At 65.3% G+C, this 19978-nt stretch carries 24 protein-coding genes and 1 tRNA gene; 11 read left to right on the forward strand and 14 right to left on the reverse strand.

What is annotated here, in order from left to right; translation table 11 throughout:
* Nucleotides 1-38 precede the first annotated feature (38 nt).
* A tRNA-Cys gene (locus KBY96_RS08415) sits at nucleotides 39-109 on the forward strand.
* Nucleotides 110-124: 15 nt separating this feature from the next.
* Here KBY96_RS08415 and KBY96_RS08420 read toward each other — a convergent pair.
* Nucleotides 125-631 (reverse strand): hypothetical protein, encoded by a 507-nt coding sequence (locus tag KBY96_RS08420; RefSeq protein WP_254978919.1) that lies wholly within the window; start codon nucleotides 629-631, stop codon nucleotides 125-127.
* A 47-nt stretch (nucleotides 632-678) separates the two neighbouring features.
* The gene (locus tag KBY96_RS08425) at nucleotides 679-903 is read right to left on the reverse strand and encodes a hypothetical protein (RefSeq protein WP_396122298.1); all 225 of its coding nucleotides are present in this window, start codon (nucleotides 901-903) and stop codon (nucleotides 679-681) included.
* Here KBY96_RS08425 and KBY96_RS08430 point away from each other — a divergent pair.
* Nucleotides 902-1885, forward strand: coding sequence for an aldo/keto reductase (locus KBY96_RS08430; protein WP_254978920.1), 984 nt, complete (start codon nucleotides 902-904; stop codon nucleotides 1883-1885). The genes KBY96_RS08425 and KBY96_RS08430 overlap by 2 nt on opposite strands.
* 16 nt (nucleotides 1886-1901) lie before the next feature.
* On the opposite strand, the gene KBY96_RS08435 is transcribed toward KBY96_RS08430, so the two are convergent.
* Together KBY96_RS08435 and purM are read right to left on the reverse strand one after the other, a co-directional pair.
* Nucleotides 1902-2501, reverse strand: a complete 600-nt coding sequence (locus KBY96_RS08435; protein ID WP_396122301.1) for a hypothetical protein — start codon at nucleotides 2499-2501, stop codon at nucleotides 1902-1904.
* A 159-nt stretch (nucleotides 2502-2660) separates the two neighbouring features.
* Nucleotides 2661-3707, reverse strand: coding sequence for a phosphoribosylformylglycinamidine cyclo-ligase (gene purM, locus KBY96_RS08440; RefSeq protein ID WP_254978922.1), 1047 nt, complete (start codon nucleotides 3705-3707; stop codon nucleotides 2661-2663).
* 426 nt (nucleotides 3708-4133) lie between these two features.
* On the opposite strand from purM, the gene KBY96_RS08445 reads away from it, so the two are divergent.
* Together KBY96_RS08445 and KBY96_RS08450 are read left to right on the forward strand one after the other, a co-directional pair.
* Nucleotides 4134-4634 carry a septal ring lytic transglycosylase RlpA family protein gene (locus tag KBY96_RS08445; protein WP_254978923.1) on the forward strand — a complete coding sequence of 167 codons (501 nt, stop codon included), beginning with the start codon at nucleotides 4134-4136 and terminating at the stop codon, nucleotides 4632-4634.
* A gap of 136 nt (nucleotides 4635-4770) precedes the next feature.
* On the forward strand, nucleotides 4771-6339 hold the full coding sequence (locus KBY96_RS08450) for a bifunctional pantoate--beta-alanine ligase/(d)CMP kinase (RefSeq protein WP_254978924.1): 1569 nt from the start codon (nucleotides 4771-4773) through the stop codon (nucleotides 6337-6339).
* Between the two features lie 6 nt (nucleotides 6340-6345).
* Here KBY96_RS08450 and KBY96_RS08455 read toward each other — a convergent pair whose 3' ends face one another.
* From KBY96_RS08455 to KBY96_RS08465, 3 genes are read right to left on the reverse strand one after another with little or no spacing between them, the layout of a single operon-like run.
* Nucleotides 6346-6831: a low molecular weight protein-tyrosine-phosphatase gene (locus KBY96_RS08455; RefSeq protein ID WP_254978925.1), complete on the reverse strand. Its 486-nt coding sequence runs from the start codon at nucleotides 6829-6831 to the stop codon at nucleotides 6346-6348.
* Complete coding sequence (locus tag KBY96_RS08460) at nucleotides 6822-7511, reverse strand: HEAT repeat domain-containing protein (RefSeq protein WP_254978926.1); 690 nt, start codon at nucleotides 7509-7511, stop codon at nucleotides 6822-6824. Before KBY96_RS08460 ends, KBY96_RS08455 begins: the two co-directional genes overlap by 10 nt.
* A 5-nt stretch (nucleotides 7512-7516) precedes the next feature.
* Nucleotides 7517-8365 carry a HEAT repeat domain-containing protein gene (locus tag KBY96_RS08465; protein ID WP_254978927.1) on the reverse strand — a complete coding sequence of 283 codons (849 nt, stop codon included), beginning with the start codon at nucleotides 8363-8365 and terminating at the stop codon, nucleotides 7517-7519.
* 1053 nt (nucleotides 8366-9418) lie between these two features.
* On the opposite strand from KBY96_RS08465, the gene KBY96_RS08475 reads away from it, so the two are divergent.
* Nucleotides 9419-10138 (forward strand): heme oxygenase (biliverdin-producing), encoded by a 720-nt coding sequence (locus tag KBY96_RS08475; RefSeq protein ID WP_254978928.1) that lies wholly within the window; start codon nucleotides 9419-9421, stop codon nucleotides 10136-10138.
* Nucleotides 10139-10295: 157 nt separating this feature from the next.
* Here KBY96_RS08475 and KBY96_RS08480 read toward each other — a convergent pair whose 3' ends face one another.
* On the reverse strand, nucleotides 10296-10538 hold the full coding sequence (locus KBY96_RS08480) for a hypothetical protein (RefSeq protein ID WP_254978929.1): 243 nt from the start codon (nucleotides 10536-10538) through the stop codon (nucleotides 10296-10298).
* A gap of 140 nt (nucleotides 10539-10678) precedes the next feature.
* On the opposite strand from KBY96_RS08480, the gene KBY96_RS08485 reads away from it, so the two are divergent.
* Complete coding sequence (locus tag KBY96_RS08485; protein ID WP_254978930.1) at nucleotides 10679-11596, forward strand: NAD-dependent epimerase/dehydratase family protein; 918 nt, start codon at nucleotides 10679-10681, stop codon at nucleotides 11594-11596.
* Here KBY96_RS08485 and KBY96_RS08490 read toward each other — a convergent pair.
* Nucleotides 11575-12411, reverse strand: coding sequence for a hypothetical protein (locus KBY96_RS08490; protein ID WP_254978931.1), 837 nt, complete (start codon nucleotides 12409-12411; stop codon nucleotides 11575-11577). The genes KBY96_RS08485 and KBY96_RS08490 overlap by 22 nt on opposite strands.
* Nucleotides 12412-12707: 296 nt before the next feature.
* On the opposite strand from KBY96_RS08490, the gene hemH reads away from it, so the two are divergent.
* The gene (hemH, locus tag KBY96_RS08495; RefSeq protein ID WP_254978932.1) at nucleotides 12708-13895 is read left to right on the forward strand and encodes a ferrochelatase; all 1188 of its coding nucleotides are present in this window, start codon (nucleotides 12708-12710) and stop codon (nucleotides 13893-13895) included.
* Between the two features lie 8 nt (nucleotides 13896-13903).
* On the opposite strand, the gene KBY96_RS08500 is transcribed toward hemH, so the two are convergent.
* Genes KBY96_RS08500 through KBY96_RS08515 form a run of 4 tightly spaced genes read right to left on the reverse strand, consistent with a single transcriptional unit; the run spans nucleotide 13904 to nucleotide 16304 of the window.
* A complete protein-coding gene (locus KBY96_RS08500) occupies nucleotides 13904-14689 on the reverse strand; it encodes a phycoerythrobilin:ferredoxin oxidoreductase (RefSeq protein ID WP_261358252.1) in 786 nt (261 codons plus the stop codon).
* A complete protein-coding gene (locus KBY96_RS08505) occupies nucleotides 14686-15399 on the reverse strand; it encodes a 15,16-dihydrobiliverdin:ferredoxin oxidoreductase (RefSeq protein ID WP_254978933.1) in 714 nt (237 codons plus the stop codon). Before KBY96_RS08505 ends, KBY96_RS08500 begins: the two co-directional genes overlap by 4 nt.
* 28 nt (nucleotides 15400-15427) lie before the next feature.
* Nucleotides 15428-16015, reverse strand: a complete 588-nt coding sequence (locus KBY96_RS08510; protein WP_254978934.1) for a phycobiliprotein lyase — start codon at nucleotides 16013-16015, stop codon at nucleotides 15428-15430.
* Between the two features lie 34 nt (nucleotides 16016-16049).
* On the reverse strand, nucleotides 16050-16304 hold the full coding sequence (locus tag KBY96_RS08515; protein WP_254978935.1) for a hypothetical protein: 255 nt from the start codon (nucleotides 16302-16304) through the stop codon (nucleotides 16050-16052).
* 382 nt (nucleotides 16305-16686) lie between these two features.
* Between KBY96_RS08515 and cpeB the strand changes: the two genes are divergently transcribed.
* The 3 genes from cpeB (at nucleotide 16687) to KBY96_RS08530 (ending at nucleotide 18519) form a co-directional block, all read left to right on the forward strand.
* Nucleotides 16687-17247 (forward strand): class 1 C-phycoerythrin subunit beta, encoded by a 561-nt coding sequence (gene cpeB / locus KBY96_RS08520; protein WP_254978936.1) that lies wholly within the window; start codon nucleotides 16687-16689, stop codon nucleotides 17245-17247.
* A gap of 62 nt (nucleotides 17248-17309) precedes the next feature.
* The gene (gene cpeA, locus KBY96_RS08525) at nucleotides 17310-17804 is read left to right on the forward strand and encodes a class 1 C-phycoerythrin subunit alpha (RefSeq protein WP_254978937.1); all 495 of its coding nucleotides are present in this window, start codon (nucleotides 17310-17312) and stop codon (nucleotides 17802-17804) included.
* Nucleotides 17805-17904: 100 nt separating this feature from the next.
* Nucleotides 17905-18519 (forward strand): HEAT repeat domain-containing protein, encoded by a 615-nt coding sequence (locus KBY96_RS08530; RefSeq protein ID WP_254978938.1) that lies wholly within the window; start codon nucleotides 17905-17907, stop codon nucleotides 18517-18519.
* Between the two features lie 19 nt (nucleotides 18520-18538).
* Here the strand turns inward: KBY96_RS08530 and KBY96_RS08535 are convergent, their stop codons facing one another.
* The gene (locus tag KBY96_RS08535) at nucleotides 18539-19429 is read right to left on the reverse strand and encodes a HEAT repeat domain-containing protein (RefSeq protein ID WP_396122299.1); all 891 of its coding nucleotides are present in this window, start codon (nucleotides 19427-19429) and stop codon (nucleotides 18539-18541) included.
* A gap of 75 nt (nucleotides 19430-19504) precedes the next feature.
* On the opposite strand from KBY96_RS08535, the gene KBY96_RS08540 reads away from it, so the two are divergent.
* On the forward strand, nucleotides 19505-19933 hold the full coding sequence (locus KBY96_RS08540) for a DUF2656 family protein (RefSeq protein ID WP_254978939.1): 429 nt from the start codon (nucleotides 19505-19507) through the stop codon (nucleotides 19931-19933).
* The last annotated feature ends 45 nt before the right edge of the window (nucleotides 19934-19978 follow it).

A 19978-nucleotide genomic window follows, 5' to 3' on the forward strand; every position in this document is an offset into this window, starting at 1 on the left:
GCTGATACGATCCGCCCGTGGGAGTTTGCTCCCCGGCTGGCGGCATGGCCAAGTGGTAAGGCAGAGGATTGCAAATCCTTTATCCCCAGTTCGAATCTGGGTGCCGCCTTTGCAGGGATCGGCGTCAATCCGCTGCCCTCATTGTTCCAGCAGGCCCATTGTGGGCGGGCTGGCCTGAGAGCTCGGCCTCGGCGATCCAGGTTTCACCACCCTGCCCCCGGGCCTGGCAGTGCACGCGGGTGCGCTCCAGCTGGCAGTGACCGCGGGCCAGATGGGTGCGGGGCAGCCCCATCACCAGGCCGCGTTGATTGAAGCTGGCATCGGCCACAGTGGCCACGGCCAGCCGCGCCGGCCACTGCGGCCGGCAGCGCCCATCGCTGTCGCAGCGCATCGCCCCATGGTCGGATTCCAGGGCACCGGCGAACACGAGCTGCTCGAGGGCAATCGGATCGCCCTGGCCATCAGCCAGGAAGCGCACGTTCAGAAACCCCTCAAGGTTCTGCTCCAGCCGCAGGCCCTGGCAGTCGTGGCGTGGGCTGGATGGGCCCCGCTGCCAGCTGCAGCGGCTGGTGCTGGTTTGCCAGCGCCCGAAATCCACCGCCCTCACCGGAGCTGCGGACAGCAGCTCCACCACGGGGCCGGGGCCGGCAAGAACCAGGGCAGCGGCGGCCGACCCGGTCAGTAGTCCGAGTCGGCCACGCAGAAGCCCTGGCAGCTGATGCCATTGCTGGCGGTGCGACCGCAGTGCTGGCAGAGCAGCGGCTCGTCTGCGGCCTTGGGTTGGGGGGTGATGGGGCTGGAGCAACGGTTGGCAGCGGTGGAGGGGCCGGCGGTGCGGGGGTGAGGTGGTGAGGCGAAGTCACCCATAGTGGCGATGGCGCTGCAGGTGGTTCTGCTCACCATGGCCGATCTCCCCACCGCACTGCCTCTGCCCGCGATCGGGATCGGCACCTGGGCCTGGGGCAATCGCTTCCTGTGGGGCTATGACCCGGCCCAGGATGGCCTGCTGGAGGTCACCTTCCGCCGGGCACTGGAGCTGGGGCTGAGCTTTGTGGATACGGCCGATTCCTATGGCACCGGTCGCTGGAACGGTCGCAGTGAAGTTCTGCTGGGGCGGTTCTGCACCGGTCTGCCCCCCGATCTGCAGCGGCGGGTGCGGGTGGCCACGAAGCTGGCGCCGTTCCCCTGGCGGTTGGGCCGGGGGGGCTTGCGTCGCGCCTTCCAGGCCTCCCGCCGCCGGCTGGATGGCCATCTGCAGCGGGTGCAGCTGCACTGGAGCACGGCCCGCTATGCCCCCTGGCAGGAGGATCCCCTGCTTGATGGGCTGGCCGATCTGGTGTTGGCCGGCGAGGTGGCCGAGCTGGGCGTCTCCAACATGGGGCCGCGGCGCCTGCGGCAGGTGCAGCGCCGCCTCGCCGAGCGTGGGGTGCGTCTCACCAGCCTGCAGGTGCAGCTCTCGCTGCTGTCTCCCGACCCCATCCTTAGGGGGGGCCTGGCGGCGGTGTGCCGCGACCTCAACATCGATCTGATCGCCTACAGCCCCCTGGCCCTGGGCCTGCTGGCACGCAGCGGGCAGGAAGCAGCACTGCGGCCCCGAGGCCCCCGAGGGGCGCTGTTCGCTCGCCTTGAACCCCAGCTGGAGCCTCTGCGCAGCTGCATGGCCGGCATCGGCGAGCCCCATGGGGCCTCGCTCGCGGCGGTGGCACTGAACTGGTGCCGGGCCCACGGGGCCCTGCCGATCGTGGGTCTGCGCACGCCGGCTCAGGCGGAGCTGGCGGCTGACGCCCTGGCCTGGCAGCTCAGCGCCGAGGAGCGCCGACGACTGGATGCTCTGGCCCTGGGGCTGAACCGGCGGATGCCGGCCAACCCGTTTCAGAGTTCCTGAACCGCCGCTCCAGGGCTCAGGAGGCGGTGGCCTCCACAGCCGGTGTGAGCACCACGGGCAGGGCCTGGCCCTGGCTGGGGGCTGAATCCTGTTCGCCGCAGCAGGCCGACAGCGCTTCCTGCAGGAGCGATTCGAACGTGGGGCCGGGCAGGCGGTGCCGGGCCAGTTCCAGAAAGGTGCGGGCCAGGGATTCATCCGCCGCGGCCCGCAGGGCGGGGTTGGAGCGGCGGCCCTCCTGCTCTTCGGCGATGGCGCGCAGGAAGCGTTCGGTCACATCCAGCTTGGTGGCGGCGCGGATGCGGGTGTCCTCATCCAGGGCAGGGGTCTGGAGGGCGCTGGTCTGGGGGGCGTCGGTCTGGTCGCCGAGGCCCGGTTCCGCCAGCCGGCGGCTGAGGCTGCCGTGCATCTCCTGGGCCTCCTGCAGCAGTCGCGCCAGCTGACCATCGGAGAGTCGGGGCAGATCGGCCACGTACACCCGCCCGTGGTCGCGCAGGCCCAGATAGGTGGGGCGCAGGCCCCGGTTCAGGGGGGTGCGGGGCCGCTGGGGGCGCATCGGGGGGAGCGGACCGGCCGAACTGCGGCGGCGGGTCAGGCGCTGCCCCGCCGGAAAACGGATTGGATCCTGGTTATTGAGCATGCAATACCTCTTCAACGCAGTACGACGTCATCGAAAGAACCCGTGTCATCGAAAGAACCCGGGGCCAGCGGCCGTGGATCGTCAGGGCCGGCCTGGATCACGGATCCTGCCGGCACCCTAGGCAGGGGGGAGGTGCGCTCAGAACGGCAGTCCCGCCAGGGCGCCCCCTGACGGCACCCCTCCTGAGCGCACCTCCCCCATCACCCAGGCGACGTGACCGGTTTCACGGCAGAGAGCCAGGGCGGGGTCGGTGGCTGCGGGGGGCAGCACCAGGCAGAAGCCCACGCCCAGATTGAAGGTGTTCCAGAGGTCGGTTTCCGGCACCTGTCCGGCCTCCTGCAACCAGCGGAACAGGGCTGGGCGCTGCCAGCTGTGGGGGTCGATGGCACCGTGCACACCCTGGGGCAGGCAGCGAGGCAGGTTTTCCGGCAAGCCGCCGCCGGTGATGTGGGCCATGCCACGCACGGGAATCTCCGCTGTCAGAAGGGTCTTCACCAGGGCGGCGTAGAGCCGGGTGGGGGTGAGCAGGGCCTCGATGATCGGTCGCTCCTCGCCGGGAAGCGGGGCGGCGGTGGCGGGGTTGGCCGGTTGCTGCTCTTCAAGGATGCGGCGCACGAGGCTGAAGCCGTTGCTGTGCACGCCGCTGCTGGCCACGGCGAGGATCCGATCACCGGCCTCGATCCGGCGACCGTCGATCAGCCCATCGGCTTCCACCACGGCCACACAGAAGCCGGCCAGGTCGTAGCGACCCGGCCCATAGAAACCGGGCATCTCCGCGGTTTCCCCGCCCAGCAGCGCGCAGCCGCATTGCCGACAGCCATCGGCAATGCCCTCCACCACGGCAGCCAGGGCGTCGGGGCTGAGCTTGCCGGTGGCGATGTAGTCGAGGAAGAACAGCGGCTCGGCGCCGCTGGTGATCACGTCGTTCACGCACATGGCCACCAGATCGATCCCCACGGCGTGATGGCGGCCGTGGGCCTGGGCCAGCTCGAGCTTGGTGCCCACCCCATCGCTGCCCGCCACCAGCAGCGGCTGGCGCAGTCCGGCCGGCAGCCGGCAGAGGCCGCCGAAACCGCCCAGCCCACCAAGCACTTCGGGTCGCCGGGTCGACTCCACGCTGGCGCGAATGCGCTCCACGAAGGCGCGGCCGGCCATCACATCAACGCCGGCTGTGCGGTAGTCCATGGCTGCTCCCCTGGTGCGGCGGTGAGTGGGTGGGGTGATCCTCCGACGCCACGCCCCTGCCGGCACCGTCCAGCGACCACGGATGGTGGACGGTTGCCAGATCGGCATACAACTCAATCAGCGGCGCTTATGGCGCCTATTCGCTTTGCTGATGCCTTGGCGCCTTGCTCCTCGCTGCAGAGCCCTGTAGTGGCCAGCGATGACATGACAGATCATGAAATCTGATCGCGGTTGGCCCTCGCGTCGGTGCTGGAAACGTCCCGGCGGAGCCATTACGTTGGCGCCGTTCTCTGTTTGGTGAGGAACTCCCACACGGTTCCCGTAACTTTCGAGCTACAGGATTTCGTCATCGCCACATCACCGATTCCATCTCCGCAGGATTCACCTCCTCAGGAATCGATGTTGCGATCAGGAGTTTCGTTCGTTATGCGACGTAACTTTTCCCGAAGCGCCGCTGCCCTTCTCCTTGCTGGCGCTGCCGCAGTCGCGGCCACCGCAACACCCGCTCTGGCCGGTACCAGCCATGGCTCAGCACGCCCCCTGGCTGTGCGTGATCTGGAACCCATGCCGACGTTTCAGCTCGATTCCCTGCCCATCGCTCCCTCCACTCTGCTGGCCTCAGCCTCTGAAGTGGTGCAGGTGAGCCAGGGCACTGCCAGTTGGTACGGCCCCGGCTTCTTCGGCAACCGCACCGCCAATGGCGAGGTGTTCCGGCCTGGCACCCTCACGGCAGCCCACCGCACCCTGCCCTTCGGCACCCGCGTACGCGTCACCAACCTCAACAACGGTCGCAGCACCGTGGTGCGCATCAATGACCGCGGTCCGTTCACGGGTAACCGCGTGATCGATCTGGGTCACGGAGCCGCCCATGAGATCGGCCTGGTGTCCAGCGGCCTGGCCCCCGTGCGCCTGGAAGTGCTGCGCTGACAGTCGCTCAGCTGAGCTGAGGCGAGTTTGCCAACCCTGATCAGGGTGCTCGCTTCCCAGCTTGACGACCCACCTGCCGCTTGAGCAGGTGGGTTTTTTGCTGGGCTGAGCCGGCCTCCCCATCCCTGTGCTCCCGATGCAGCTGCTACGCACCCGCCGTGATCTGCTGGCCTGGCGCCGTGATCAGGCGCGTCCCGTCCATTTCGTGCCCACCATGGGCGCGCTGCATGCCGGCCACCAGGCCTTGATCCGCCGTGCCGCCCAGCCCCGCGGCGCCGGCGTCCCGGCCGTGTTGGTGAGCGCCTACGTGAATCCGCTCCAGTTCGGGCCCCGGGAGGATTTCCAGCGCTACCCCCGCAACCTGGCCGCGGATCTGGAGCTGGCCGCGGCTGTCGGTGCCCAGGCCCTGTTTGCGCCTGACGTGCACGAGATCCAGCCGGCAGGCGCGGAGGGCCTCACCCGGATCCGCCCGCCCGCCTCCCTGCTGAGCAGCCTCTGCGCCCCCAGGCGGCCGGGGCACTTTGAGGGTGTGGCCACGGTGGTGGTGCGCCTGCTGACCCTGGTGCGGCCCCGGCGGTTGCTGCTCGGCGAGAAGGACTGGCAGCAGCTGGTGATCCTGCGCCGGGTGCTCGCCGATCTGGGTCTGGCGGTGGCGGTGGAGGGCTGTGCCACGGTGCGGGAGAGCGACGGACTGGCCTGCAGCTCCCGCAACCGTTACCTGAATCCAGGCGAGCGGCGCCAGGCCGCCGTGCTGCCAGCCTCGCTCCAGGCTGTTCGGGAGTCTCTGAGCCGGCCGCTGGAGGGCCCCAGCGGGGCTGCGGTGGATCCGGCCACCCGGTTGCGCCAGGCGCTGGAGCAGGCCGGCGCCGTGGTGGAGTATGCAGAGCTGGTGGCAGCCCATAGCCTGGCTCCCCTGTCACGCCCTCGGGGGCTGTGTGTGCTGGCGGCGGCCATCCGCTGCGGTTCCAGCCGCCTGACCGATCACACCGTTTTGATGAGTCGCCCTCCGATCGTTGCCATCGATGGGCCGGCGGGAGCCGGCAAGAGCACCGTCACCCGTGCCCTGGCCGAGCGTCTGGGCCTGCTCTACCTCGATACCGGCGCCATGTACCGGGCGGTGACCTGGTGGGTGCAGCGCCAGGGGGTGGATCCTGCCGATGCCGCGGCCGTGGACAACTGCCTGCAGGGGCTGGAGTTGCGGTTGGGCATCGGCGCTGCCGGCGACACCACCGTGCAGATCAATGGCCATGAGGTGAGCGCGGCGATCCGTAGTCCCCAGGTCACCGTCCAGGTGTCGCTGGTGGCGGCCCACGGCTGCGTGCGCAAAGCCCTCACGGCCCAGCAGCAGGCCATGGGCGCTCGGGGCGGGCTGGTGGCGGAGGGCCGCGACATCGGCACGGCCGTGTTTCCTGACGCCGAGCTCAAGGTGTTCCTCACCGCCACCGTGGCGGAGAGGGCCCGGCGCCGCGCCCACGATCTCGAGCAGCGCGGCTTTGTGGTGCCGCCTCTGGCGGAACTCGAAGCCCAGATCGCCGAGCGGGATCGGCTCGACTCCACCCGGGCGGTGGCGCCGTTGCTGCAGGCCGACGATGCCGAGGAGCTGGTGACCGACGGCATGACCATCGCGGCGGTGGTCCAGGCCCTGGTGGATCTGTTCCGGCAGCGGGTGCCCGAGGAGGCCTGGCCCGATCCCAGCCCCGACTAGAAAGGCTCAGCTGCGCTCGAGGGCCATCAGCAGGCCGTCGCAGGCGTCTTCGAGCAGATCCAGCACCCGCTCGAATCCCTCCTCCCCGCCGAAGTAGGGATCGGGCACTTCGCTGGCACTGAGGCGATGGCAGTAGCGCACCAGGGGCTCCACCACGGCCCGGCAGTCCTCCTGGGGCGTGCGGCGGGCCAGCGCCTGCACCGCGGCCAGGTTGTCGGCATCCATGGTGAGGATGCGATCGAAGCGCTGCAGGTCGGCCGCCTCCAGCTGGCGCGCCCGGCTGGGCAGGTGAATGCCGCGGCGGGCGGCGGCGCTGCGCATGCGCGCGTCGGCCGGCTTGCCCACGTGCCAGCTGCCCGTGCCGGCTGAATCCACCACGTAGCGCTCCTGCAGCCCGGCCTGGGCCAGGCGCTGCAGAAACACCCCTTCGGCGGCGGGTGAGCGGCAGATGTTGCCGAGACAGACGAACAGCACCCGCTGGCTCACACCCATGACTGCTGGATCCGTTCAAGGGCCAGCCTGGCGCGCAGCTGCACCACCGGAGGGTTGCCGTCTCGATCACCGTCCAGGCTGCGCAGCCCCGCCAGCAGGGCCTGGAGAGGCTGGCCACGGCTCTGCAATCGGCTGGCCAGGGCTTCGAGGGCCACGGCCACCGCGTAGCGCACCACCCATTCACCGTCAGCGCTGGCGGCCAGCAGGGCCTGCAGGCAGCGCTGCAGGATCCGCTCCTGCTCCGGCGCCGGCAGCTGGGCCAGTTGCAGGTTGCCCAGCCCCTTGGCGGCAGCCCGGCGCACGCTGGCGGCCACATCGCTCCCCAGGGCATCCACCAGCAGCTCCAGGCCGCGCACGTCGCCGATCCCGGCCAGGGCCCTCACCGCCCAGGCCCTGGCGCCGTAGTTCTCAGCATCGAGCTGCAGCAGGGCCTCCACCGCCGCCCCCTGCAGCCGGATCAGCCCATCCACGGCGGCCACGGCGGCACCGGGGTTGTTGAAGCCCAGCACCTCCACCAGCACCGGTGCGGCCTCGGGGTCGCCGCTGGCGGCCAGGTCCTCTGTGGACGAGAGCAGTGCCTCGCTGCTGTCGGCCCCGCGCACGGCAGCTACCAGCCGCTCAAGCCCCCTGCCATCGTTCTGTTCTGGGCGGTGGATCCCCGCTGCCGTGCACTCATCCATGGGGGTCACAGCAGTTCGTCCATGCAGGCCAGCAAGGCCGGTTGGCTGGGCTCGCCGCTGCCCTGCTCCACCAGCCCGCGCAGGGCCATCAGCTTGAGGCTGTTTTCCGCCAGGGTGCGGCGGATCGGCTCGAGGGCGGGTCGCCAGCCGGCCGCTCCCAGATCCATCAGGGCGGCGCGTCGCACCTGCAACTGGGGATGCTCCAGCAGGTTCACCAGCACCGCACCCCAGCGCGCTTCGCCGCTGAGCTGCAGCAGGGCGCGGGCGGCGGCGCTGCGGATCAGGGGCCGTTCGTGATCCACGAAGGGTTCCACCACGGCCAACACCGGCTCTGTGGCCAGGCCGATGCTTCCCAGGGCCTCCAGCAGGGCCTCGCAGGGCTCCATCAGCCGCGGGGTGCCGGGACGCGGGGCGCCGGCCTGCTGCGGCCCGCTGGCCAGCCGCCGGCAGATCGGTGCCACCGCCTTCTGGGCGCGCAGGTCGCCCAGGGCCCGCGCCGCAGCTTCCCGTAGACCGTCGTCCGGGTCCTCCAGCACCTCGAGCAGGTCGCTCACCACCGCCAACGCCAGCGGCGCCAGCTTGCCCAGGGCCCTGGCGGCGTTGCGGGCCACGGCGTTCTCCTCAACACCGGCCCCGAGGTCGCGGGGACGGCGCTGGCGCAGGGCGAGCCTCAGCAAAGGCACGGCTTCGGGATGCTGGCTGCGCATGCGTCCCAGCCACCAGGCTCCGTAGTACTGCTGGGAGGGATCCTGGCTCTGCCGCAGGCGTTCGATGGCTTCGGCTTCGCTGATCGGTGCGCCGACCTGCTCGTCTGAGGGGCTCGCCTCAGGGCTGTTATTTGGTGGACCCGCCATGGCTTCCGGTGGATCGTGTGCAGATTACGAAAGCACCCCTGCACCGCATGGACACCGCAGCCCCCCAAGCAGACGTCAGGGTGTTCTCGGAGCCTTTTGTGCGCTCCGCGTGTTCATGACCACTCCCCAAGACAAACGTCTCCCGTAAGGAAGACCCTGGGGAATGGTCTGAAACCACAGAAAGGCTCATACGAGAGCGGAGACTGCATCGACGAAGCTGGAGTTGTTGGCAATCACCCCAGGGTCGCCGGAGTTGCCGTGGTTAGCCTGGATTTGGTTCAGGGCGACATACCGGGAGGGGAGAGTTCGAAGTCGTCCTTTAACGCATCGAGACCGGCGATCAGGTGCTCATCCATGGGGATGGTGCCACCACCACGATGCAGTCGGTGACCCTGCGCAGGGACTAATGGAGCAGTCGCCCATAGTGATGCCGTAAGGATTGTTGTCGACAGCGTGGTCCTCACGCAGGCCGTTGGGAGAGCTGTCTTCCATCACGGAAGCGTCGCCAGCGAACACAGCGGAGGCCGAGTCTCGAAGAGATTGCCAACGGCGACGGTGCTGATCTGGGAGGCGTTGGAGGTGGTGCGGTTGACGGCATCAACCCCTTGTCGCTGTCTCGGACCCTCGTCGCGGGGATGTCGATCTGATCACCATTGATAAATTTGCCGCGGGCGTCAGCCTGGTCAACGTCCTTGGGGAAAACGTCAAACACTGTGGAGCTCCTGTTCTCGTCATGGGAGTCGGACTATCAAAGGGTGCAGTGGTCGGAGGCAGGCCTACCTGTCCGGCAGTCTTTGCTTGGCAACGGTCACTCTCTGCACAACCCTTGGCGACTCGGGAGGGCTTCAGAAGGCATCGCCGCAGCTGCAGCCGCAGGCCCATGGCGCCCTGGCTGGCCCCCAGTGCTGCTTTGATCGCTGCGCACCGGATTCCCGCGGGCTGGTCGCGTTGTGAAGACACGCAACCCTTCGCAAAGAGGGGCGCCCGTGCATGTCGCTCCCCTTAGGTTGACGCTGTGCCCTGCCGGCACAACTGACCTCATGATTTCCACCCATGGCCGTTGCCCTTGCCTCCCAGCTGCGTGAAGGGACCAAGAAAGCCCACACGATGGCCGAGAACACCGGCTTCGTGAGCTGCTTCCTCAAGGGCGTGGTGGACAAGGCCAGCTACCGCACCCTGGTGGCCGACCTCTACTTCGTGTATTCGGCGATGGAAGAGGAGATCGGCAAGCTGCGCGAGCAGGGCCACCCGGTGGTGGCACCGGTGGGCTCCCCTGAGCTCAACCGCCGGGAGGCCCTCGAGCAGGACCTCGCCTATTACTTCGGCGCCGACTGGCGCAAGGCCATCGAGGCCACCCCCGCCGCCCGGGAGTACGTGGCCCGCATCCACCAGCTGGGGACCGAGAGCCCGGAGCTGCTGGTGGGCCACCACTACACCCGCTACATCGGCGATCTCTCCGGCGGCCAGATCCTCAAGGCCATCGCCCAGAAGGCCATGAACCTGGGTGAGCACGACGGCCTGCGCTTCTACGAGTTCGACGCCATCGCCGACGAGAAGGCGTTCAAGACCGCCTACCGCGCCACCCTCGACAGCCTGCCGATCGACCAGGCCACCGCCGACCGGATCGTGGCGGAGGCCAACCACGCCTTCCACCTGAACATGAAGATGTTCCAGGAGCTGGAGGGCAACCTGGTGGCCGCGATCGGCAAGGTGCTGTTCGGCTTCCTCACCCGCCGCCAGCGCGCCGGCAGCACCGAGGCGGTGGTGGCCTGAGGCCGCACGCCGGGCCTGGGCCCCGTCCGCGGTTGGTCCACCGTCGCCCGAACCCGGCTGTAGCCGACCAGTGCATTCGCACCGGCAAACCAGACCAACAGCCGCACCCCAGGCCCTCGGCAAGCCCTGTAGCTGTTGAAAGCATCAGTTCAGAACTTCAGTCGTCGATGCGATCGACGCTCGCCAGCCTGGTGACAGGCCCAGCGTCAGGTGGTTCGATGGCGCCGGCCTTGAAGGTCGCCTGAAAGAACCATTGGCGCCCGTCCTGGCTACGCCGATCGACCTTGAAACTGCACAGACCCAGCTCCCTCAGGGCCAGGCTGAGGGCATCTCCACTGCAGCCGGGGCAGCTGATGTGCACATCCGCCAGGCCTGCGACAGCAACGCGATAGGTAGGCATGGCCATGCCGCGTGTTCGGCCCACCTTCCCATGGCGAAGCGGTGAACGGAGCCCGACGCCGCGAGCAGGTAGCAAGAATCACAACAGCCCTGATGCCGGCCACTAAGATTTACAAATATTTACGGGCTGCGTGGCTCCAGATGACCTCCTCCCCTGATCTGGCCTCCCTCTACCAGCTGCTGGCCAGGCAGCAGAGGCCCATCCTGCCCTCGGGTGAGCGGCGCGCCATCCTCGGCTGCGGGTACGTGGGCGAGGCGGTTGCCAGGGCCTGGAAGCAGGAGGGGCATGCACTGTGGGCAACCACAACCCGGCGCGAGCGCTTGGGCGAACTCTCCGAGTTGGTGGACACCCCACTGATCTTTGATTCGACCGACTCCAGCACCAACCTCGATTTCGCCGCAGATCTCGATGGGATTTTGGTGTCCTTCGCGCCCTCGAAGAGTTCTGAGGTTGATCTCACCCAATACCGGCGGACGTTTCTTGGTGGCTTGCAGCGTCTCACTGAGACGCTGGATCGGCGCCCCCACGGCACACCGCTGCAGCTGGTCCATCTGAGCAGCTGTGGCGTTTACGGCAACCGGCAGGGTGCTGTCACCAGCGAAACCGCCCCCACAGACTTTGATCACCCCGTCAACCAGGTTCTGGTCAAGGCCGAAGAGATGATTGCGTCCATCCGCTCCGACAGGATCAAGGTCTGCGTGCTGCGACTGGGCGGTATCTATGGACCCGGTCGCGATATTCCAGCGATGCTGTTGTCGGCGGCTGGCGGCTTGGTTCAACGCAATGGTCTGAACGTGCCGTGCTGGATCCACCGCGACGACATCGTTCGAGGTGTCTGCTTCGCTTTCGAGCAGGGGCTGAACGACACATACAATCTTGTCAATGACACCCAGCTCAGCGGACAGGAGCTCACGGATCGCCTCTGTGAGAAGGCTGGCCTGCCCCTAGCCATGTGGATGACGATCAACACGAGCGATCGGGTGCTGAACGCGCGCGTCAGCAATGACAAGATCAAGCAGCTTGGCTTCGCCTTCACTCACCCATGCATGGTGGGGTGATACCTGCGCTCCACCCAGCGCATGAGGTGGTGATTTTCATCGTAGTCGATGATCAGATGCACAAAACTGCTGGCATCCAACAGACATCCGAAGTGGAGCGCAAATGACCCCTCCGGTAAACAACCTGGCAGGCTGCAGATCAGATTGTCCAGAAGGAAGCCATTCACATCATGTCGGCAAAAGCTTTCTGCATTGAATGGCATCAGTGGCTTGATTTGTGTTGCGAGTTCGCTCGATAGACCGGGTCTCAGCTCTTGCTCCACTCCAAGCCAGCCTGCTACGGTTATGATCAGAGCATCCACAGACTCTGGCTGATCCCGCACGGGATCTTGGTGTGCTCGTTGGCAGCGAAACGGGATGGCTGCGATTGAATCCAGAATCATTCGGCCATCAGCCTGCCGCTGATAGAGCGCAACCAGCATCGATCGTGAGCGGCCGGTGAAGAAATTCACTTCATGTCCCGCGCGCGCAGCGCTCCCGCCCATCTCCAGGCTTGACTGACCTGCGGTCTCCGGAAAATGCCAGCAGTTGTTGCCCAGGTTGTAGTGGTGTCGATTCAGGGGGAATCGGCGTTCTCTACCCGGGGCGAATCGCAGACCGGTTCCATGCCACTCACCTGTATCAGCATCAGAAAATCGAATGGCATACAGCGATCCGGTCGGATTGCATGTGCCGTGGTTCAGATCCATGCCGTGGGCGTCTCGGCCGTACCAGGTCGTCATCCCTAACCAGTCGCCATCGAAGCTGGCTCGCATCAGATCCCACTGCCGATCAGCACCTGCGTTGGTCCGGTTGGTTGTGTCTTCCATGGTCATCAGCTCAGCACCGAGATGCCATTGTCTGATCCTGTCATGCTGATCAGAGGCCCGGATGAGGGGCAGCCCTGGGACCAAGCCGCAGCTGGCCGAGCGATGGTTTGATCTTGTGTGATTGTCTGCCGTTCAATTCCGGCAGCTGAAAGCTTGCAGCGTTTCGACCGTGAGGTGTCTTCTTCGACTCCTCTGCGCCATCCCAAACGTCTCCTCCTGCGCACCTGCCACCTGAGGCTCCAGGGGTGCCTGTTGACCCCAGACCCGGATTTACCATTGGCCAACAGCGGGATCGGCAGGCTATGGCCAAGGTGGGCGGCAAAGTGGGCGTGCTGCTGCTGAACCTCGGGGGTCCGGAGCGGATCCAGGACGTCGGCCCCTTTCTGTACAACCTCTTTTCGGATCCGGAAATCATCCGGCTGCCGAACCCGGCGCTGCAGAAACCACTGGCCTGGCTGATCAGCAGCCTGCGAGCGGGTAAATCCCAGGAGGCCTACCGCTCCATCGGTGGCGGCTCCCCCCTGCGGCGCATCACGGAGCAGCAGGCGCGGGAGTTGCAGAGCGTGCTGCGCCAGCGGGGCATCGAAGCCACCAGCTACGTGGCGATGCGCTACTGGCATCCGTTCACCGAATCGGCGGTAGCCGACATCAAGGCCGACGCCGTCGATGAAGTGGTGGTGCTGCCCCTCTACCCGCACTTCTCGATCAGCACCAGCGGCTCCAGCTTCCGGGAATTGCAGCGCCTGCGCCAGGCCGATCCCGCCTTCGCCGCCCTGCCGATCCGCTGCATCCGCAGCTACCACGACGATCCCGGCTACATCGGCGCCATGGCCGAGCTGATCGCCCGCGAAATCCAGGCCTGCCCCAACCCAGCCACGGCCCACGTGTTCTTCAGCGCCCACGGGGTGCCCAAGAGCTACGTGGAGGAAGCAGGCGATCCCTACCAGCGGGAAATCGAGGACTGCAGCCGGCTGATCATCGAGCGCCTGGAGCGCGACCTCGGCCACGCCAATCCCCACACCCTGGCCTACCAGAGCCGGGTGGGTCCGGTGGAGTGGCTGCGGCCCTACACCGATGAAGCCCTGCAGGAACTCGGGCAGCAAGGGGTGAAGGACCTGGTGGTGGTGCCGATCAGCTTCGTGAGCGAACACATCGAAACCCTCGAGGAGATCGACATCGAGTACCGCGAGATCGCCACCGAGGCAGGGATCACCAACTTCCGCCGGGTGCCTGCCCTCGACACCACCCCCTCCTTCATCGAAGGCCTGGCCCAGCTGGTGCAGCAGGCATTGGAGGGCCCGGAGGTGAACCTCGATCAGGCCGCCTCTCTGGCCACCAAGGTGAAGCTCTACCCCCAGGACCGCTGGGCCTGGGGCTGGAACAACAGCTCCGAAGTGTGGAACGGTCGCTTGGCGATGGTGGGATTTTCTGCTTTTCTGCTCGAGTTGATCAGTGGTCGGGGGCCCCTCCATGCCATCGGCCTGCTTTGATCCTTGTTTTATTCAGGGTGGTGCCGATCCAGATCAAACAACACTTCATGGATGTAGGCTTCGGTCCATTCAGCGCCGTGGAAGCGGCTGAGCATCCCTCGTGCCGGATCCTTCTCTGCGCGGTAGCGGGTGTAACGGCGTTGGCCATCGAGTAATAACGCTGAGCGATGGTCTACTACGGGAACTGCTTCATACACGAGCTGCACATAGAGCTTCAGGTAGTCGACAAAGGCCTGGAACACCACGCTGGAGATCAGCTCATCCGAGGCCGCTCCCAATGGCAGGCGAGTCCAGAGGAACCCAGGAGAGAAATAAGGCTGCGCTTCGGCAGGAATCGGGCCGCCATCGGGTAAGCGTGGTTTCCAGCGCTGAAAGATGGGCAGTAAACGATTCCAGACAGGTTGTGTGTGGAGGACATCTCCGCTGTCGACCGGTTGCAAATCCAGTGCGAGCAGATGACCGGAGGGCAGGGAAACAAGGTCGGCCCCGAAGAATGGCAGGTCAAACCGGCAGCTGGGGTTGATGACCAGGTTGAGAACGGAAGCCGCCGCTCCAGCCTCAACACAGGCGGCCCGCACCTGGCGTAGTTTGTCCGTCTGACACGCCCAGGTAGCCGTGTGCACCGCAACCGGCTGGGCCCTCGACCCGGTAGCTCCGGCTCGCTCCAAAAACTGCTCTGGTACTGGGTAAATTGTGGGATTGAACTCCTCAAGCACCTCGACCGCATGATCGAGAAAGGGCTGCCATCGCCAGTTCGCAAGGTTGACAGGCTCAAGACTGGTGGTTCGGTTCATGGTGATGGCTGTTGGCTGGCAGGGAAAAGGAACTCGTGCAGAAAACGATCCGACCAGGCCTTGCCGAAGTGGCTCGTGAAGAGGCCATGGGCTGGATCTCGCTCAGCGCTATAAACGTCGTAAGCCTCCTGCAGGCTCTGAACCCTCTTAGGCGTGATCACTGAGGTGCGATGGCTGGCCTCACTGCTGAGCTGCCAGTAGCAGCCGAGAAAGGCAGTAAAAGCCCCGGGCAACGATTCCTGCGCCTGCTCAGCTCCGCCACGGCAGAATAGTAACCAGGGCGAGAAGTATTGGTGTGGATCAAAGGAGCGCATGGCCTCAGCACCGTGCAGATCCGGGTGGCGAGAGACAAGCTCCTTTAGCCCTTGATAGTAACGATCCAGATACTCCTGATCCTGCAGGAGTGGCTGAAAATCAAGCACAGCAACCAGCTTGCCGCGGGTGCCGAACCAGAGAAGATCGATTCCAAGCAAGGGCTGATCGTTGCTGAATTCGGGATAGGCCACCGAATTCAGCACCTGCAGGCTGTCGCCCGCGTCCAGGCTGGTCACCCGCCAGCGCCGGAAACCCGGCACCTGCCACAGCCAGCTACGGATCACGCTCTGCCTCTTCAGGGAACGACACTCGGCCAGTCCCTCGGGGGTGGGCAGGAGGTGCCCCCCCGACTGTTGCAGCTTGCTGGTCAGCTCTTGCAGAAAAGGGTCAAACATCTCGGAGCGCTACAGAGCAGTGGGGGGGTTAACTGAGACCGGCGGCCAGGGCATCGGCGCTTTCCCGAAGCGACTCAAGAGCCTCGAAAGAGGGGCAGCGAAGCTCCGTGCAGAAGGTGGTCATCGACACACCATCCAGGCACTGCACCGAACTCACCCGCATGCGCACCTGATCCGTCACGAACCAGCAGCGCTCCGTACCCACATTGCTGTCGTAGCGAGTGGTTACAGCCATGACGCCATCTGGGGAAAATGTGTATTCACTAAGCACGGGCTGTTTCTCCACGTAGCCCTTGTCACGGACAAGAAATCCCTGGGAGGGATCTCCCACCAAAGGTATGTCAATGAGTAGAGCCGCTTGGTCTTCTGTTCTGGCCAGGGGTTTGAGATTGCTCTCCCACCAGAAGCGGGCCCCGCCGGCGGCCAATCCAGGATCGATGCCAAGGGCAAGACAGATCTGCTCGACGGCGGGATCCAGAGCGCAGAAGGGCTCGATCACCAGGTTGGAATCGCCGAACTCATCGTCCTGGTGATCGAAGTGGTGCACGGCCCGCCTTGTCAGCCAGACACCTCGACTGGCCGCCAGGAACTGGGCCATCGATCGGGCTGGGTCCATTGGGTGTCTCGAGCAGGAGGAAAGGGGCGTGGGATTAGGCCTGTTCGGCCTTCTGAGACTCAAGCTGGGCCAGGATGGCTTCGATCCTCGCCAGCTCCGGGTGCTGCGTCAGGGTGAAATCCACCTGCTTCTGCGGCAGCTTCAGCCTCTGGCCCATTCCGATCACATCCTTGATCAGCCGATCGCGATAGGCCGTGAGCTGCTCAATCGACTCCTCCAGCTCCTCCTGGCTGGGTACGGCGGCGTTGATCGCAGACGTGTCGGCGCGAGCAGGGGTGCCGTCGGGCATGGGTCGGATCCGTTCAAGAGAAGCATACGGAGTCGATCGCCGCGCTCCGCCAGCCCACCCCTCAGGCCCCCTCTCGGAGCCTTAAGGAGGAGATTTGGAAGCAAAAAGAAAATTCGCTGCGGTCCGCTCGGCGGATCGTCGCCTGAGCTTGTTGGCTTCTCCGGCAGTTGCTTGGCCCCATCTGGCTTTTCAGGCCCGCCCTCTTCGTGGTGTCGAAAGTTTGCGTGATCGGGCTGAGAGCTGAGCTTTGCAGGGCCTGAGCGTAACTTGGACAAGTGCCTCGCCCAAGAGGCCGCTCAGCTGATAGTCAGCCCCATAGGCAGCTCAGGCCTTTGTTGGTTGATACCAGCTGTTCGAAACCATCCCTGGCCCCCTACCCCCCATGCTCGACGCCTTTTCACGCGCTGTCGTCAGCGCCGATGCGAAAAATGCTCCGATCGGTGGCGGCGAACTTGCTGCACTTCGCAACTATGTAGCCGAAGGCAACAAGCGCCTCGACGCTGTCAATGCCATCACCAGCAATGCCTCCTGCATCGTTTCTGATGCGGTCACCGGCATGATCTGCGAAAACACTGGTCTGATCCAGGCGGGCGGGAACTGCTACCCCAACCGGCGCATGGCCGCCTGTCTGCGCGACGGCGAGATCGTGCTGCGCTACATCAGCTATGCGCTGCTTGCCGGTGACGCTTCGGTACTTGACGACCGCTGCCTGAACGGCCTGAAGGAAACCTACATCGCTCTGGGCGTTCCCCTTCAGTCTGCCGCCCGCGCCGTGGCCATCATGAAGGCCTCGTCCACCGCCCACATCAACGAGACCAACACCACCGGAACCAACCCTGTGGAGACCCGTTTCCGCAAGATGGAAACCGTTCAGGGCGACTGCTCCGCTCTGGTGGCTGAAGCCGCTACCTACTTTGACCGCGTGATCGGCGGCCTCAGCTAATTCATCCGAAGAGATTGCTCTCTTTTCACCAACTACCACACCCTTAACCTAGGATCTCCACGATGAAGTCCGTTGTGACCACCGTTGTGACCGCCGCTGATGCCGCCGGTCGCTTCCCTTCCCAGAACGACCTCGAAGCTGTTCAGGGCAACATTCAACGAGCTACTGCGCGTCTTGAGGCTGCTGAAAAGCTGGCTGCCGGGCTCGACAAGGTGACCAAGGAAGCCGGCGATGCCTGCTTCAGCAAGTACCCCTACCTCAAGCAAGCCGGCGAGGCTGGTGAGAACCAGACCAAGGTGGACAAGTGCTACCGCGACATTGCCCACTACATGCGCCTGATCAACTACTGCCTCGTGGTTGGCGGCACCGGCCCTCTGGATGAGTGGGGCATTGCTGGTGCCCGGGAGGTATATCGCAGCCTGCGACTGCCTACCGCTGCCTACGTGGAAGCTCTCACCTTCACCCGTGACCGGGCTTGTTCCCCTCGCGACATGAGCCCCCAGGCCCTGAATGAGTTCAAGTCTTACATTGACTATGCCATCAATGCCCTCTCCTGATCAGTCTCTGATCATTTGTTGAGGAGAAACCAGGAGGCCTCAGGGCCTCCTTTTTTTGTGAGAAAATAAACCTTCACTGACCCCTTTCCCCTGGATGGACATGGAACCGTTGGATCTGTTGTTTGAGGATCTGGCTCACCCCAATCCCTACATCCAGAACCAGGCCTTCACGGCCATGGTCCGCGACTGGCCCCAGCAGGCTCTTCCCCGTCTGCTCGGTCTCTTGGCCCAACCGGACATCAGCTTGCGCCGGGCTTCCGTGCGCGGCATCGGCGCCTTTGGCGCTGCCGCCTTGCTGCCCCTGGCTGATCTGCTGCAGGCCAGCACGGACAGCACCATCCGAGCCAGCTGCGTGAAGGCCTATGCCCAGGTGGCCTCCAACAAGCCGGGGATTCAGTTTCCCGAGGCGGCTATGCAGGCCATCGAGGAGGCCCTCAGCGATCCCTCACCGGTTGTTGCTGTGGCTGCAGTGATGGCCCTTGGGCAGGTGGGACAGCAGGCGTTGCCACTGCTGCTGAACGTGGTGAACGGTGACAACCCAGCCCAGGCCGTGGCTGCTGTGAATGCACTCGCCCAGATTGATGATCCGGCCGTTGTGCAGAGTCTGCGTGATCTGCAGCAGCAGCCACAGGTCGACCGTTATGTGCTCGAGTCGTTGGAGTCGGCCCTGTCTCGCATGAGCGATCTGCGTGCTCGTCAACCGCAGTCGCGCTGATGCGGGGCGAACAACCTCGTCATCTGTTCAACTGATTGATGGCCAGTTCCAGAACAACCCGGACATCAGGGTGTTCTTCCCGGTCCACACTGGCCTGCAAAGCAGGCAGTGCGTGCTTGGCTCCCAGCTTCATCAGCGAAAGGGCTGCATTCTTGCGGACCTGTTCTTCCGCGTCGGTGAGCAGAGGGAGCAGACGCGGGCAGGCCCATTCGGGCTCGTGCAGCTTCCCCAGCAAGGTTGCCGCTTCTGCGCGCACCTCGGTGTCCGGGTCATCCAGCGCGTACAGCAGCAGTTGTCTCGCCCGAACATCTCCCAGGGCCTGGATCTGATCGCCGAGGGCTGCAACCGCCGCTGCCCTGATCCCGGCATCCGGCGAGCTGGCTGCCTGGCGAAGTGCCTCGGGGGCCTTGGCGCCGATGAAGGCGATCCCCCAGCTGGCCAGACCCTGTTGCATGGCTGAAGCTTCTGGATGCACCAGCACCGAGAAGAGCTGATCGAGGGCAAGCTCACCGACTGCAGCCATCGCTCCGACAGCCGATCCCTGCACAACGGGATCCGAATCTGCCAGCAAGGCCTCGAGCAATGTGGGCAAGGCAGCGGGATTGGCGATCAGGGTCAGCGTTTTGGCCGCGGCGCGGCGAACGGTGACATTTTCATGGCAGCGCAATGCACGGCAGAGTGCGGGCACAGCCGCCCCACCCACCACGCCAAGGCTTTCGGCAAATGTGAGCCGCATCAAGCCCCTGGCATCACCCAGGCCGGCCACCATGCGTTCAATTGCTTCGCTGTCGGAGGCAGGCACCAGCCCCTCGCGTAGTTGGGAGCGGAGCTCTGCCGCCAAGGTGTTGGCCTCCTCCACGCTCAGTTTCTGGTTCCCAGAGCCGGGGGCCATGGACAGCTCGTCAGACAAGGGCCTCGCTCATCTCAATCTGAATTATCGGGGGCAGCCGTGGTGTTTCTATGGTGTGCTTAACAAGATCAGGCCATGACCCGCTTTCTGCTGTCCCACAATCTCCAGGTCGATTCCGACCGCCTGCCTGCTCTGAGTGCCGTGGATCTGGCGACTGGCCTTGCGGCACACGTGCCCACCGGTATCCAGGCCCAGGCCCTCAGTCACCCCCACTGGTTGGTTCAGGTGGAAGCCGATCTGCTGCCCGCCGATCTGGCCGAAGCCGTGCTCCTGGCCTGGAGACGGTTGCGCTCCAGTGCGGGCGCTTCCGTTGACACTTGCCAGTTGCTGGCCTTGGGCGGTCGCAAGGATGATCCCGCCGGCCCTGGGGCTGTGCTGCAACAAGGTGACTGGGGAGTTGATGTGGTGGAAACGCTGGATGTTGTCGCGTTCTTGCAGTCGATTAACTGGGAACAGCTCAAACAGGGGCGTGCTGCCGATGGTGTGTTTGAGCTTCGGGGGTGATCAGCGCTGTTTGCGCCGGCGGCGTGGCGGTTTCGGTTCGGACAC

This window comes from Cyanobium sp. ATX 6A2 (assembly GCF_024346355.1).
In the GTDB taxonomy this organism is placed as follows: domain Bacteria; phylum Cyanobacteriota; class Cyanobacteriia; order PCC-6307; family Cyanobiaceae; genus NIES-981.

Coding starts and splice junctions, on each gene's coding strand:
- KBY96_RS08425 (WP_396122298.1), bottom strand. CDS start 903: ATGGTGAGCAGAACCACCTGCAGCGCCATCGCCACTATGGGTGACTTC.
- hemH (WP_254978932.1), top strand. CDS start 12,708: ATGGCCAAGGTGGGCGGCAAAGTGGGCGTGCTGCTGCTGAACCTCGGG.
- KBY96_RS08540 (WP_254978939.1), top strand. CDS start 19,505: ATGACCCGCTTTCTGCTGTCCCACAATCTCCAGGTCGATTCCGACCGC.
- KBY96_RS08500 (WP_261358252.1), bottom strand. CDS start 14,689: ATGAACCGAACCACCAGTCTTGAGCCTGTCAACCTTGCGAACTGGCGA.
- KBY96_RS08475 (WP_254978928.1), top strand. CDS start 9,419: ATGGCCGTTGCCCTTGCCTCCCAGCTGCGTGAAGGGACCAAGAAAGCC.
- cpeA (WP_254978937.1), top strand. CDS start 17,310: ATGAAGTCCGTTGTGACCACCGTTGTGACCGCCGCTGATGCCGCCGGT.
- KBY96_RS08510 (WP_254978934.1), bottom strand. CDS start 16,015: ATGGACCCAGCCCGATCGATGGCCCAGTTCCTGGCGGCCAGTCGAGGT.
- KBY96_RS08480 (WP_254978929.1), bottom strand. CDS start 10,538: ATGCCTACCTATCGCGTTGCTGTCGCAGGCCTGGCGGATGTGCACATC.
- KBY96_RS08465 (WP_254978927.1), bottom strand. CDS start 8,365: ATGGCGGGTCCACCAAATAACAGCCCTGAGGCGAGCCCCTCAGACGAG.
- KBY96_RS08515 (WP_254978935.1), bottom strand. CDS start 16,304: ATGCCCGACGGCACCCCTGCTCGCGCCGACACGTCTGCGATCAACGCC.
- KBY96_RS08450 (WP_254978924.1), top strand. CDS start 4,771: ATGCAGCTGCTACGCACCCGCCGTGATCTGCTGGCCTGGCGCCGTGAT.
- cpeB (WP_254978936.1), top strand. CDS start 16,687: ATGCTCGACGCCTTTTCACGCGCTGTCGTCAGCGCCGATGCGAAAAAT.
- purM (WP_254978922.1), bottom strand. CDS start 3,707: ATGGACTACCGCACAGCCGGCGTTGATGTGATGGCCGGCCGCGCCTTC.
- KBY96_RS08530 (WP_254978938.1), top strand. CDS start 17,905: ATGGAACCGTTGGATCTGTTGTTTGAGGATCTGGCTCACCCCAATCCC.
- KBY96_RS08430 (WP_254978920.1), top strand. CDS start 902: ATGGCCGATCTCCCCACCGCACTGCCTCTGCCCGCGATCGGGATCGGC.
- KBY96_RS08485 (WP_254978930.1), top strand. CDS start 10,679: ATGACCTCCTCCCCTGATCTGGCCTCCCTCTACCAGCTGCTGGCCAGG.
- KBY96_RS08490 (WP_254978931.1), bottom strand. CDS start 12,411: ATGACCATGGAAGACACAACCAACCGGACCAACGCAGGTGCTGATCGG.
- KBY96_RS08445 (WP_254978923.1), top strand. CDS start 4,134: ATGCGACGTAACTTTTCCCGAAGCGCCGCTGCCCTTCTCCTTGCTGGC.
- KBY96_RS08455 (WP_254978925.1), bottom strand. CDS start 6,831: ATGGGTGTGAGCCAGCGGGTGCTGTTCGTCTGTCTCGGCAACATCTGC.
- KBY96_RS08505 (WP_254978933.1), bottom strand. CDS start 15,399: ATGTTTGACCCTTTTCTGCAAGAGCTGACCAGCAAGCTGCAACAGTCG.
- KBY96_RS08460 (WP_254978926.1), bottom strand. CDS start 7,511: ATGGATGAGTGCACGGCAGCGGGGATCCACCGCCCAGAACAGAACGAT.